The 13,859-nt window shown below is 48.6% G+C and carries 12 protein-coding genes and 1 pseudogene; 4 read left to right on the plus strand and 9 right to left on the minus strand.

Going from position 1 to position 13,859, the window contains the following annotated elements; all coding sequences use genetic code 11:
• Positions 1-89: pseudogene (locus tag JMX98_RS04880) on the minus strand (IS1595 family transposase); the annotation flags it as partial.
• Between the two features lie 115 nt (positions 90-204).
• On the opposite strand from JMX98_RS04880, the gene JMX98_RS04885 reads away from it, so the two are divergent.
• Together JMX98_RS04885 and ribBA are read left to right on the plus strand one after the other, a co-directional pair.
• A complete protein-coding gene (locus JMX98_RS04885) occupies positions 205-1,494 on the plus strand; it encodes a replication-associated recombination protein A (RefSeq protein ID WP_192993866.1) in 1,290 nt (429 codons plus the stop codon).
• A gap of 306 nt (positions 1,495-1,800) precedes the next feature.
• The gene (gene ribBA, locus JMX98_RS04890) at positions 1,801-2,913 is read left to right on the plus strand and encodes a bifunctional 3,4-dihydroxy-2-butanone-4-phosphate synthase/GTP cyclohydrolase II (protein ID WP_201585026.1); all 1,113 of its coding nucleotides are present in this window, start codon (positions 1,801-1,803) and stop codon (positions 2,911-2,913) included.
• A gap of 125 nt (positions 2,914-3,038) precedes the next feature.
• Here the strand turns inward: ribBA and JMX98_RS04895 are convergent, their stop codons facing one another.
• The 8 genes from JMX98_RS04895 to JMX98_RS04930 all read right to left on the minus strand — a co-directional run bounded on the left by JMX98_RS04895 (position 3,039) and on the right by JMX98_RS04930 (position 11,765).
• The gene (locus JMX98_RS04895) at positions 3,039-3,416 is read right to left on the minus strand and encodes an acyl-CoA thioesterase (protein ID WP_227680041.1); all 378 of its coding nucleotides are present in this window, start codon (positions 3,414-3,416) and stop codon (positions 3,039-3,041) included.
• 191 nt (positions 3,417-3,607) lie between these two features.
• Positions 3,608-4,726, minus strand: coding sequence for an RNA-guided endonuclease TnpB family protein (locus JMX98_RS04900; RefSeq protein ID WP_201585029.1), 1,119 nt, complete (start codon positions 4,724-4,726; stop codon positions 3,608-3,610).
• Positions 4,727-4,890: 164 nt separating this feature from the next.
• The gene (locus JMX98_RS04905; RefSeq protein WP_201585030.1) at positions 4,891-5,838 is read right to left on the minus strand and encodes a hypothetical protein; all 948 of its coding nucleotides are present in this window, start codon (positions 5,836-5,838) and stop codon (positions 4,891-4,893) included.
• Between the two features lie 99 nt (positions 5,839-5,937).
• The gene (locus JMX98_RS04910) at positions 5,938-7,032 is read right to left on the minus strand and encodes a uroporphyrinogen-III synthase (RefSeq protein WP_201585031.1); all 1,095 of its coding nucleotides are present in this window, start codon (positions 7,030-7,032) and stop codon (positions 5,938-5,940) included.
• 90 nt (positions 7,033-7,122) lie between these two features.
• Complete coding sequence (hemC, locus tag JMX98_RS04915; protein ID WP_201585032.1) at positions 7,123-8,157, minus strand: hydroxymethylbilane synthase; 1,035 nt, start codon at positions 8,155-8,157, stop codon at positions 7,123-7,125.
• 176 nt (positions 8,158-8,333) lie between these two features.
• Entirely contained in the window at positions 8,334-9,410 is a 1,077-nt protein-coding gene (locus tag JMX98_RS04920; protein ID WP_201585033.1) for an RNA-guided endonuclease InsQ/TnpB family protein, read from the minus strand.
• A gap of 142 nt (positions 9,411-9,552) precedes the next feature.
• The gene (locus JMX98_RS04925; protein WP_201585034.1) at positions 9,553-10,290 is read right to left on the minus strand and encodes a LytR/AlgR family response regulator transcription factor; all 738 of its coding nucleotides are present in this window, start codon (positions 10,288-10,290) and stop codon (positions 9,553-9,555) included.
• A 323-nt stretch (positions 10,291-10,613) separates the two neighbouring features.
• Positions 10,614-11,765 carry a histidine kinase gene (locus JMX98_RS04930; RefSeq protein WP_201585036.1) on the minus strand — a complete coding sequence of 384 codons (1,152 nt, stop codon included), beginning with the start codon at positions 11,763-11,765 and terminating at the stop codon, positions 10,614-10,616.
• Between the two features lie 113 nt (positions 11,766-11,878).
• Here JMX98_RS04930 and argH point away from each other — a divergent pair, with 113 nt between their 5' ends.
• A complete protein-coding gene (argH, locus tag JMX98_RS04935) occupies positions 11,879-13,252 on the plus strand; it encodes an argininosuccinate lyase (RefSeq protein WP_198336189.1) in 1,374 nt (457 codons plus the stop codon).
• Between the two features lie 306 nt (positions 13,253-13,558).
• Positions 13,559-13,849 carry an oxidative damage protection protein gene (locus tag JMX98_RS04940; RefSeq protein ID WP_201585038.1) on the plus strand — a complete coding sequence of 97 codons (291 nt, stop codon included), beginning with the start codon at positions 13,559-13,561 and terminating at the stop codon, positions 13,847-13,849.
• Positions 13,850-13,859 lie beyond the last annotated feature (10 nt).

Genomic DNA, 13,859 nt, shown 5'->3' on the forward strand with positions numbered 1-13,859 from the left:
GCGGCTGTTCTAGCCGTCACTTCAGCTGTGAAAAACTCTAACAGCCTTCGCTGTACTTTTTTACTTAGTTTACAACGGGTTATCTTCATAAAAGTAGTCTAGCATAGTGCTTATCTACTACAGCCCCTTTTAATTTGATACTGAGCCTGTGCTTTTATATTGACTATCCTTTTGCCGCCCCATTGATTAACGATAGAGAGTGTTATGCCGCCAAACTTTCATGCCGATACCCCGCTTGCCCAGCGCATGCGCCCAGCGACGCTCGATGCTATCATCGGTCAAGAGCATCTGCTGGCAGCTGGGGCACCGCTACGACGCTTGGTCGAGCAAGGCCATCTGCCCTCCATTATCTTGCACGGTGAGGCAGGCATCGGCAAAACCACCATTGCTATGCTATTGGCTGATGCCGTGGGTCGGCCGTTTCATGCGTTGTCGGCACTCAATACGGGGGTCAAGCAGTTACGCGAAGTGCTGGAGGTTAAGGACTCGTTGAGCTTTGAGTCGCCGGTGGTGTTTATCGATGAGATACACCGCTTTAACAAAGCGCAGCAAGATGCCTTACTTGGCGCCGTCGAGTCTGGGGATATTACCTTGATTGGGGCAACCACCGAAAACCCCTCATTTAGCGTCAACAATGCTTTGCTATCGCGTTGTCAGGTTTATCGCTTGGAGCCACTGACACCCGAGCAAATCGCCGCCGTGTTGCAGCGTGCTATCTCAGAAGATAGCATTTTCAAAGACTTGGTCGTGGATTTGCAGGCACAAGACACTATTAGCCAACTGGCACACGGCGATGCCAGAAAGGCGCTTAATCTACTAGAGCTGGCCATACAAACGGCGGATACCAGACAATCGCCGCTGATCATCGATGATGCGCTGGTCGCTCGCGTTGCACAAACGGCGCTGGTACGCTATGACAAAGACGGCGAGCAGCATTACGATATTGTCTCTGCCATGATAAAGTCCGTGCGCGGCTCCGACCCTGATGCGGCGCTCTACTGGATGGCGCGGATGCTGGTGGGCGGAGAGCCAGCTGATTTTATCGCGCGGCGTTTGGTCATCTTGGCGAGCGAAGATATCGGCAATGCCAACCCCAATGCCCTACTCCTCGCTGATGCCGCCCTACGTAGCGTGCAGTCCATCGGTATGCCAGAGGCGCGCATTATATTAGGGCAAGTGGTAGTGTATCTGGCGACCAGTGCCAAAAGCAACAGCACTTATAAAGCGATAAATGCGGCGATGGCCTTGGCAGAAAAAGACGCCTCTCCCGTACCGCTACATCTGCGCAATGGCGTGACCAAATTGATGCGAAATCAAGGCTACGGGCAGGGCTACGCCTATCCACACGACTACCCAAATCATTATTATCCGCAGCATTATCTGCCAGATACGCTGCTGGGTACGCGCTTTTATTATTTTTCTGATAATCAGCGAGAGCAGCACAGCAAGCAGTTTATGGACTGGCTAAAATCCCAATCTGCCAGTAACTTTTAAAACCTGCCCGTTTATTAGTAATACTGAACGCTGTTTTTGACAGACTTCGGCATATAGTTTGGAGATGGGGCAGCACGATAGGATGAAAAGCGTTAAAATGTCCTCATAATGATATATAAGCAATGAGGCAATCGTGCCTAGCGTCCGTACCTATAGCCGGGTCATGCCCATCATCGAATAAATGTAGCCAGCGGCACGTTTCCTAATCGCAACAGCCTATGGCGTCAGCGGCTGTTACTATAGGCAGATCATGCTATATATGTTACCTCACACCTATCTACACATAATAAAATATCGAGACTTACTATGAGTTTAAATACCATTCCTGAGATTATCGAAGACATCCGTTCTGGAAAAATGGTCATCTTGATGGATGATGAAGACCGCGAAAACGAAGGCGATATCATCATGGCCGCCACCCATGTGCGCCCTGAAGACATCAACTTTATGATCACCCATGCTCGCGGCCTAGTGTGTCTGACCCTATCGCAAGCGCGCTGCCAACAGCTAGCACTACCGCTAATGTCTGATCGCAACGAAGCAAAGTTTAGCACCAACTTTACAGTGTCTATCGAAGCGGCTGAAGGCGTCACCACAGGCATCTCAGCGGCTGACCGCGCGCACACTATTCAGGCAGCGGTCTCTGCATCAGCCAAACCCGAAGACATCGTACAACCTGGCCATATCTTCCCTATCATGGCACAAAACGGCGGCGTCCTGCACCGTGCCGGCCATACCGAAGCAGGCTGCGACTTGGCTCGTCTAGCGGGACTGGAGCCTGCAGCGGTCATCGTCGAGATCATCAACGCTGATGGTACGATGGCACGTCGTGACGATCTTGAAATCTTTGCCAAAGAGCATGGCATCAAGATGGGCACAATCGCTGATCTGATCAATTACCGTATCGCCAACGAGCAAACGGTAGAAGAAATAGAGACGCGTCCTTTTGAGACCGAGCATGGGACTTTTACCTTGCACCGCTTCCGTGAGTTTGGCGCTGAAGAGACGCATTTGGCGTTGGTCAAGGGCGATGTCAGCGAAGGCGTCAGTACTGTCCGTGTCCATGGCTTCCATCCGCTGCGTGACTTGTTTGCCGCCAAAAACGATATGACAGGTCGTAGCGGATGGAGCGTACAGTCAGCGTTGGAAGAAATCAGCGCCTCAGAGCGCGGCGTGCTGGTTTGGATTGGTAGCAATCAGCCCGTTGATCTAGGCGATGCGCTGGATAAAGCGGCAGACAATCAATCGCAATCAACCATCACCCAGCAGCCGTATCGTAGCATCGGGGTTGGCGCACAGATTTTGCGTCATTTAGGCGTGCGTGATATGCGTTTATTGTCATCGCCCATGAAGTTTTATGCACTATCAGGCTTTGATCTAAATGTAGTAGATTTTGTGCATGCACCCAAGCAAGGCTAGGCGCTGTGATCATTATTTAAGCACTATTCGATAGTGATTAAGTGGCCTTATCAATCATAAAAAAAGCACGCTTATAAACTGAGCGTGCTTTTTTATGTGCGAGTAACATCTATAAAAGTTGAGGCTCAAACCTCAGGCGTATGACCAACGGTCGCTTCTAATGCCAATAGGCGCTCGCGCTCGGCGCTGCTCCACGGCAATTTGTCCTTGCCAGCGCTGTCCAAGCGCACCACCACTGCCTCAGCCGTCGCCACTACCAGACTTTGCGCCGTACTATAGTAACTATACTCCATCACGATACTGGTACGGCCCAAACGCTGGCAGCGCACTCCTAATAACAAAGTATCAGGGTAGACCACAGGACGCAAATACTGACAGCTTGACTGTGCCAATACCGTCACCATGCTGCCATCAAACATGCCTAATGCCTGCAGATAAGCAATACGCGCTGACTCAGCATAACGATAAAACACCACGTTATTTAGATGGTTAAAGGCGTCCATCTCGCCCCAGTGAATCGGCTGATGATGGATGACGGGATAGTGAGCCAGCTCAGTCGCTAGGGGCTCATTGACTGTCGGTAAATCGGCTGGTAGGGAGCGGTTCTTGACCTCCTCCCCGACCTGAAAGACGGGGATTCCTAGCATCGCTACTAGAACTTCCTAATTCAACGAGAATTACTTATGCAGACTGGCTACACAAGACTTACATTCTCTCCAAAGGCTAACCCCGCAAGTCCTGCGGTTTTGATATTGATGGCAGCATTGATATCACGGTCATGATCAGCACTGCATTCAGGACAGACCCAACGGCGAGTATCAAGCGCCAAAAACGGTAGTATGTACCCACAACTGGAACAGCGCTTAGAGCTTGGGAAAAACTGGTCTATCTTAGAGATAGAGCGACCCGCCCAATCAGCCTTGTATTCTAGTTGCCGTACAAATTCACCCCAACTGGCATCGCTGATATGCTTAGCCAGCTTAGGGTTTTTGATCATGTTCTTAACGCGAAGGCTTTCGACACAAACAACTTGGTTATCGTTGATTAGTTTGCGAGACAACTTGTGTAAGTTATCTGATCGACAATCGGAGATTTTAGCGTGAATACGAGCTACTTTAAGACGAGCCTTAGCACGATTGGCAGAACCAAGCTTTTTACGGCTCAGTCTCTTTTGTGCACAGGCAAGCTTCTTAGCGTATTTAGCGGTATGGCGGGGATTGTCAACCTTAGAACCAGTATCGGTTACGAACAGGTGTTTTATGCCAACATCAATACCAATGTTGGTATCGGACTTTGGCAGTACTTGATTTTCAAACTCGCACAAGCACGATACAAAATATCGTCCTGCGCGGTCTTTGCTAATAGTGATAGTAGTAGGTGCGCTTGGCAAGTCTCTCGACCATCTAATACTAAGCGGCTCTTTATTCTTAGCAATATAGATATTGCCGTCTTTGTACTTAAAGGCGCTCTTGGTGAATTCAGCAGATTGCTTGTGCTTCTTAGATTTGAATGTAGGGTATTTAGCTCGACCTTCAAAGAAGTTTTTGAAAGCGGTTTGTTGATGGCGTATAGATTGTTGCAAGGCAACCGAAGACACGTCATTCAAAAAACTGTATTCAGGTTTCTTCTTAAGCTGAGTCAGCTTAGCACTGGCTTGAACATAGCCTGCTTTAGCCTTGCTTTGATAGTATTCGTCAGAACGCCAACGCAAAATAGAGTTATACACAAGCCGGACACAACCAAACGTCTGAGCAAGCAATACAGTTTGTTCATCAGTTGGGTAAAATCGGAATTTGTAGGCTCTATGTTTCATGTCTTACATTTTAAAACTATTAATGTAAGAAATAAACTATTATAAGCCGCCTGATATCCACGCCCTAGAAGGACGTGGTTTTACGGCGGGGTGAGATAAAGTGTCCTTTTTTATCATCCTATTTTTTATTATTAGGGTGTGTCTTATCGTCAAGCCCCCAGCGACTAGCGCTGCGGTTTGGCTAAGACTTGCGTGGTCAATAGCGCCGTGGGCTTGGGTGCTTCGACAATCAATTGATCTAGCCAATTGATCACCTCTGCCACGTCGTTGGGGGCTTGCATCATCGTGATATTGACCGTTTGATCTGACGCTTGCAGGTTGGCCTGTTTCTGCCGCTCATCAGCGCTTGGTGTGAGGGTTATGAGCTGTTTGCGTGCCTGCGACAGATAACTGATGAGCTGCTCACGGTCGCGCATATTGCTGGCTTGCATGGCCAAATTCAGTGTCATAATGGTCTCGTGGATGGTCAGCTGCCTACGGGTCAGTGCTTCCTTGTCTTTAGCTGTGTTTGCAACTGGGGTTTTATTGTCCTTGCTACCCTCTTTATGGTCGTAACGCTCATGGCGATGCAAAAAGGTTTGGATATTTTGTATGGCCAAGCTATGCATCTGCCACGGGCTTGGCTGCGCGCTTTGCGCTTGTAGACGCTCAATGTCTTTTAGCAGGCTTTGCTTAATCACCACCGTCAGCGCAGGGGCAATCTCATTACTGCTTTGCGACAGCTGCCAGTGTAGCCCTCGCAGCAAATCAATCGCCGCGCTATCGTTGTTATCCACCAGCAGCCTATCCACCGCTTTTATTTGAATACGCAGTAAATCCAGCTGATTTTGCGCTTGGCTACTGGCTGCCACGCGCGGCTCAGGTAGCGTCTGCTGACTCATGGCAAACAAGCGATCATCCATCTCGTTTAAACGGCTGACAACTTGCTCGTTACTTTGCAGACGCTCGTGAACATTCTGCTCAAAACGCTGCTGGCTGATATATAACCAGAGTAAGGCGGCGATAAGCAATAAAATCGTCAGCCATTGCAAGCGTATGAGTAGCATATTTGCTTGCCGACGCTGCTGAATAGCAGAAGGGTCCTTGGATGAAGACTCAGGGTTCATAGACATAGTACAGCACCGTTACTGGTAGATTGGGTCATGGTTGTCGCAAGCCGTATAAAACGGGAATAATCATCCTGATGACAAAACAGCCATATCCTAGGCGTATCAAGCACTGATCGCAGCCAGTATGGTGGCTGGTGCTAAATCCTCCACCCGCCAGTAGCTCAGCTGCTCATCGGCCACCATATTGGCCAAGCGCTCACCCAGCACCACATAAGCAAAGTCCGACAGCTTGAGCTTGGGCAACCCATCAGCCCCTGTACTGTCTGCCAATGGCTGCTTTGCAGTATCCTTAGCACTCGTTTCATCAGTTGCTTGTCGCGTACCTTGACTGACCACTTGCCGCCAATGCTCAAAGGCGGTGGCACTACTAATGATAACGACCGGTTTTGACTGTTTGGGTATAGGCTGTGGATGCTGAGCGGTGCTTGGCGCTGCTGGTTCTGCAGGTTCTGGTGCTGATGCTAATGTTGATGATGGAGAGCTAGGCAAAGAAGCGGCCGTAGCAAACTGCTGTAACCACTGATTGTATTGCGTACAGGCCTCATGAGGCATAATACGCTCGTACCAAGCGATGCTATCGATATGGACACCGCGCGCTTGTAACGTGTTAACCAATAAACGGCGGCCACCAAGACCGCGCCATACCAACAGCTTGTCCCCTGCTTGCAAGCTGTCGATCTCTGGCATCGCAAGCATGCCTTCATTATTGGCCACGCGCGGCTGCAGCACGTGATAGCTTGCCGCCTTGATTTTTGCCTCATTTAAGACCGCAGCTGTCGCTTCTCCTACCGCAATCAAGTGACTGGGAGCGCTGAGGGTTTGCAGCTCGGTAGTTTTTTGGCTTTCATCATTTTGGTTATCACCATTCGTCTCAGAGTGCTGGGCATGGCGCTCGCGGGCAAGCGCTTGCCAAACCGCTAGTCCCGCTGCTGCTGCCGTAGGACTGACGATGACAAGTGCCTGATAGTCGCCTGCAAACCACTGACGCATCAGCGCCATGTCCGCATCTGTGGTAGGACGCGGCTGTAACGTCAGCATCGGAATCTCTACCACGCTTAGACCCGCAGCTTGTAGGTGCTGCGTCAGCGGAGCGGCACGCTCTACCGGTCTGGTATTGATGACCACGCGCGCAGGCGCTGATGGGGCCGCGCTCTTATGCCGAGCGGTAGATGTTGGATGAGATGAGGTGGATGACATAGACGTACCATGACAAAAATCGAAAGAAATAAAGAAGTCGCAAACCCGTCTTAATTACGGGCTTGCAGCTTAGACGGCGGTATCTACGTGTTATTTGGTATCATAAATCGCTGATAAAATAGCGCCTGCACCGTCTGCAAGTAACATATCAGCCACATCGATACCCAGCTGATTGGCCTGAGCTTCTTGCTCGTCTTGGCTACCAGTTAAGGCAATGCGTTTTTCTGCTTTTAGTAGCTTTCTACCATCGGCCTGCCCCACGCGCCCGCGCAGCCACAATATGTTGCCGTCGTCATTGTTGACATTTTCGGTATTTTTCGCACGGTCATCCTCGGTCTCGTCTGCCATTTGCAAGACCGCATAGGCTGCGATCGGTACCTGACAGCCGCCTTCTAAATGACGGTTGAGGGCACGCTCAGCAATCAGGCGAATACGCGCTTTATTATCATTTAGGGGTGCCAATAGCTGCAATACTGCATCATCGCCCTCGCGGCACTCAATCGCCAACGCCCCTTGCCCAACCGCGGGCAGACAAGCATCGATATCCAACTCACCGCGAATACGCTCGTCCAGCTCAATACGCTGCAAACCACTGGTGGCCAAAATAATCGCGTCATACTCGCCTGCGTCCAATTTGCTCAAACGGGTACCAACGTTACCGCGCAAGGTTTTGATTTGTAGATCTGGGCGATAAGCCTTGATTTGACACTGACGGCGCAAGCTTGAGGTGCCAACGACAGCGCCTTGCGGCAACGCATCGATACTATCGTATGTATTGGACACAAACGCATCGGTTGGGGCGGCGCGCTTGCAGTATACCCCCAACGTCAAGCCTTCAGGTAGCTGCATGGGCACATCTTTTAGCGAATGCACGGCGATATCTGCGTCTTTATTATAAAGCGCTTGCTCAAGCTCTTTAACAAACAAACCTTTGCCACCAATTTTTGCCAGTGGCGTGTCCAAAATTTTGTCACCCTTAGTGACGATTTTTAGCAAATTAATCGTCATCTCAGGATATAGCGCCAACAGACGATCGCGGATATGCTCAGCTTGCCATAAGGCTAATGGGCTTTGGCGCGTGGCGATGTTTAAGGTAGTCAAAGCAGGTTGCTGCAGATTGCTCATAAAAGGCCTCAATAAGTTTGATATACAATATCAGTGCGAATCATCTCTGCATGAAACGATACGGTCGATTTGCCACAAAAATGGGCGCTATCACTCGTTGATAGTAAACGCTGACGCAAAAAAATACCCCTATTTAAGCTTGACTTCCTCCCCTCCCTAAAGTGAGGGAATTCCTACTAAAGACGGCCAAGCCCGACCGCGAGAATGTTTTTTGCTCCATTAACATCTCTGTTATGGGTCGTTTTACAAGAACGACAAAACCACTCTCTTATACCAAGACCTGATCTACCTTTCGGACTGTCTTGGCGGGAGCCGCAACACGAGCAGGTTTGGGTGCTGTACGCTTCATTGACTTCGGTATAGTGGCAACCTGCATGCTTGCATTTATAATCCAGTTGCCGCTTAATCTCAAACCAACCTGCGTCATAGACGGATTTGGCCAGTTTGGATGAAGTGAATGATGTTGATTTAATCTTTCCAACAACGATTAGGCTGTTGGCTTTGACCAATTTATTGGTGAATTTGTGAATCAGGTCTAATCTAGTATTTTTAATCTTGGCATGAATGGCACGGACCCGTTTTTTATTCTTGGCTCTTTGGGCAATGGCCAGTTTTTCAGCGTATTGATGCGTGACTTTGATTTGTAGCTGATCACCATCACTACTGACTGCTGAATCTTTGCAGCCTAGATCAATACCGACTTCGCCAGTACCGCACTTAATCTTTGGAAATTCTTTAACGGTGATACAGGCATACCATCTGCCTCGTGCATCTTGTACCAACTCACAGGTGTTGATGCTGTAGAGCGAGAGGTTATAGCTGTCCCATAGGTCTATTGTGAGCTTTTGACGGTTAGCGAGGCTAAATTGCAGGGTCGATTTAAAGCTTTTCTTGCCTGACTGACGGGTTGCTAGGTGCTTAATCGCGGTCTTTTTAAAAGGAATCCAGCCCAAACTTCTTCTCTTAGCGTTTGGGTTGTTGGTGCGCCAGTTGAGTTTGGCTTTGTTAAACTGTTTACGAGCCTTGGCATGGGTTTCGGTCACTGCTTGCAAGGTTTGACTGTGCAGATTTAGGTATTCACCCGCCCCTTTGGTATAAGCGGCCAAATCATAGGCTGAAAAGAATTTGCCTGTACACTTAAGATGTTTAAAACTTAGCTCATTGACGTAATTCCAGACAAAATTAACCGACCCAGCCAAGATATTGAGCTGAGTGGCATGTTTGTCTTTGATGCGTAGTTTGAGCGTTTTCATGGATTAATTATGATCTTAATGCAATTGGTTATCAAGGTGTTCGCCATACTGGACGACAATGGCTGACGCCTGATATCTACGCCCTAGAAGAATGTAGATATCAGGCGCTGGTTGATAAAAACAGTCAGTTACAGATAGCGCTTTACATGCTTTGGATTTTATCACGTAACGCTGGCAGGTGGCGACGACTCACCGCCAATGTCTCATCGATGCCTTTAAAGCGCACTTGATATTGGCCGGCATCCAAGGTTTCTAAGTAGTCCAAAAAGCTCAGATTGATAATGGCATTGCGATGGACGCGGAACAACCGGTCTTCAAACTCTTGCTCAAGCTCTTTTAGTGTCTCATCAATCAATACGATACCATCCTTGTGACGGACTTTGACGTATTTTTGATCGGCAGTAAAGTAGTAGATGTCTGTGAGTTTAATCAATTCTACACCGCGATGGGTACGAGCGGCGATATGCTCACGTATTGGCCGCGCTGTCGGGTCCTCAAGCTTACGGATTTCGTTGAGCTGGGCGGCATTTAGATTTTTGGCTTTGTTTAGCGCCTCCAGCAGCTCGTCTTTATTGGCAGGTTTGAGCAAATAGCCGATGGCATTGGCCTTGAGAGCAGCAATGGCGTAGTGATCGTAGGCGGTGACAAAGATAATGGCTGGCGGATGTTCAAGCTCGTTCAGCGCTTGCGCACAGCGCACCCCATCCATCTCAGGCATACGAATGTCTAATAATATGATATCTGGCTGCTGGGTTTTGACAGCGACAATGGCTTCTGCCCCTGTCGTAGCTTGTGCCACCACCTGATGGCCTGACTCTTGTACAATTCTGGCCAAACGCTCACGCGCCAATGGCTCATCATCGCAGACTACGATCCGCATGCAAACTCCTGTTTTAGGACATACTTAATACGATTTAGTGAAATAATTCATCAACCTATTATCAATAATAACACTAACGCCCAAGGACTTAGCATAAAAAATGTTTGATTATTGCAGGTATTCTGAACATTTAATTTGGGCAGCGACAGCGCTTATTTATCGGTCAAATATATAGTAGATATTGACGATTATCGTGCCGATTATAAACAGTACGGTGCAATAACTGTGCCATACTTTATATTCATCGTATTAAACAAAAGTTTGTATTAGTAATAGGTATCTATTGATAATCGCTAGCTTACAGATAGCTAGATGACAGACCGCTATATCCCGACGTCTTGTAGCGGATAATCAATCAAGGTAATGATTTGGCTGTTGGTCACTTTGCTTCTGATATCGGCGCTTTGGCCAAAGTACGAGCGCAGACGCTCTGCTTGGATATAAAAATTCATGTGCTGGCGCAAGTCATGATTGATCATCAAGGTTTTTTTGGGGAGCTGGACGCTGATGGTGATGTTGACGCGGTGCTCATACCAAGTGACTTTGATATGAATAAAAATCGTCTCTGTGGTCATCTCCACCACGTTAAGAAGCATTTTTTCTAGCACACTTTGTAGCGTCAAAGCAGTGATGACCATGTCATACATGATGTCTTCATCTGGCAGCTGCCAAGTGACATCAAGCTTGTCAGATAGCCGGCTAGACTCGATGGCCAAATAGTGCTCACACAAAGCGACCTCTTCTTCAAAGCTGATCTCACGCGCGCCACTAAAGCTGGCGCGAAACAGCGCTGAGACATGCTGTAGCAACTGGGAGGCGCGCGCTGGATTGGACTCCATCAGCGACACCAGTGTGTTGATGGTATTAAAGAAAAAATGCGGTGTGATACGGGCTTTGATTAAGTCGTTTTGGGCGTTTAGTTTGTGCTCAAAGGATTGACTAAGGGCATTCATCTCATGATAATGGCGCAAAAAGTACAATAAAAACACCAAGGTAAAACCGCCTGTAAGGATTAAGTCAAAAACCACTTCTAACACGAAGTTTTGTAGGCTGTATTCGTGCCAGCCCATGTTTATCATGACCAGCAAGACCAACACCATAGAGACAGCAGAGGCCAGCATAAGGATGGCGAGCACATACATACTGACCTTGGGTATGCTCATGCTCTTAAAAACAGGGCGCAGATAATCGATGATATATAAAGAAGGGATGATGCTTAAGGTGTTTTGTATCACTCGGCTGCCAAGCTTGATTATAAAGTCAGACCAAGTAGCTAGATCATGGCGGTCGATCACCGTGACAAACAGCGACCAAAAAAAGATATAAATCAGCCACTGCCAAGGCTTCATGACCTCCATGAGCTTGGGGATAAAAAACTCTAAGCGCTCCGCTAGTAAGGCAACCTCATCATTTGCTATACTTGAGTTCTTATTCTCTTGACTTGTCTTGTATCGATATGAACGCCAACTCTTCAAACCCTAGTAATCCTGAATTAAATAAAAACGTGTCAGTCTCTGATTCTAGCACAGATGATTCTACAACAAATAACGCGGCGCAAAACGGTCCTGCCAGCGCGCCAGGCCAGCAGATGTGGGGCGGACGCTTTAGTGAAGCGACGGACAGCTTTGTGGCCGCTTTCACCGCTTCGGTCGGCTTTGATCAACGCTTTGCTCGACATGATATCCAAGGCTCTATCGCTCATGCGACCATGCTCAAAGAATGCGGGATTTTGACCGCTGATGAAGTGGCGACCATCATCGATGGTCTACAGCAGGTATTAGCTGAGATCAAAGCAGGTGAGTTTAATTGGTCTATTACCCTAGAAGACGTACACATGAACGTCGAGTCACGTCTGACTGATATCGTCGGCGCGGTGGGCAAAAAGTTACACACTGGCCGTAGCCGTAACGATCAGGTGGCCACCGATATCCGCCTGTGGCTACGCGAAGAAACCGACAATATCATCGCGCTGTTGGTGCGTTTACAAAACGGCTTGCTAGATTTGGCCGAGCAGCATACGGACACCATCATGCCAGGCTTTACGCATCTACAAACCGCGCAGCCTGTCAGCTTTGGCCATCACGTGATGGCATGGTTTGAGATGCTCTATCGCGATACCGAGCGCCTCGTCGACGCCCGTCGCCGTATCAATCAGATGCCACTTGGTAGTGCTGCGCTTGCTGGTACGACCTTTCCGATTGACCGTACCATCACCGCCAGACTGCTAGGGTTTGATGGCATTTGCCAAAACTCACTCGATGCGGTCTCAGACCGAGATTTTGCCATTGAGTTTACCTCAGCGGCCTCTATCCTTATGATGCATATGTCGCGTATGAGCGAAGAGATTATCCTATGGATGTCGGCGCAGTTTAACTTTGTACAGATACCCGATCGCTTCTGTACTGGCTCGTCGATCATGCCGCAAAAGAAAAACCCTGACGTGCCAGAGCTGGTACGCGGTAAAGCGGCGCGGGTCTTTGGTCAATTAATGACATTGTTAAGCCTGATGAAAAGTCAACCGCTTGCGTATAATAAAGACAATCAAGAAGACAAAGAGCCTTTATTTGACTGCGTCGATACCTTGACAGGTTCGCTACTGGCATTCGCTGATATGCTACCAAATATCACACCAAATAAAGACAGTATGCGTCAAGCGACCATGAAGGGCTATGCGACAGCGACTGATTTGGCAGATTACCTAGTACGTCAAGGCGTGGCATTCCGTGATGCCCATGAAGTGGTCGGCAACGCTGTGGCTTTAGGCATCAAAGAAGGCGTTGATTTAAGTGACTTGTCATTGGCACAGCTTCAGCAATTTAGCGACGCGATCGGCGATGACGTCTTTGATTACCTAACGCTAGAGGGCTCACTCGCCGCCCGTGATCATCTGGGTGGTACCGCGCCCAATCAGGTCAAGCAAGCGGTGGTTAATGGCCGCGCGCGCTTAAAAGCTTTTGCATAATTTGCATAAACAGAGACATGATATTCCGACGCAGAACGGGTATAAACTTTCCTTATGTGCTGTGCCTGTTCGGACAGATGCTGCGTAAAACTCACCCCAGTCCCGCTGTATCGTTTTTATCCTGAACTCACTATACAACACCCGCGCCTAGCACTTACGCCTTCGCGCGGGTGTTTTTTTGTCCTCACATCGCCAAAACTTTCATCAAACCGCTTGGCTGTTACCGTCTATACACCCGATAGCCTTTGCTAAATTTACTCAGATCGTTATCATAGGGTGATATTCATAGTTTATAAGGAGCCTCTAATGACTGAGACTTTTAACCCGCAAGCCAATACCGTGTTTTGCCGCAAATACAAGCAAGAGCTGCCAAAAATGCCGCATCCACCCTTCCCCAATCAAAAAGGCAAAGAGCTACAAGAAACAGTCTCTGACAAAGCGTGGAAAGAGTGGCTAGAGCAGCAAACCATGCTAATCAACGAAAACCATCTAAGCATGATGGACCCTGAGGCCAAAAAGTTTTTGACTGAGCAGCGTGAGAAGTTTTTGGACAACGAAGACTATGAGCGCGCGCAGGGCTGGACACCAGAAAATTGACTTCCTCCCC

The sequence above is a fragment of the Psychrobacter sp. HII-4 genome, from assembly GCF_904846595.1.
Classification (GTDB): Bacteria; Pseudomonadota; Gammaproteobacteria; order Pseudomonadales; family Moraxellaceae; genus Psychrobacter; species Psychrobacter celer.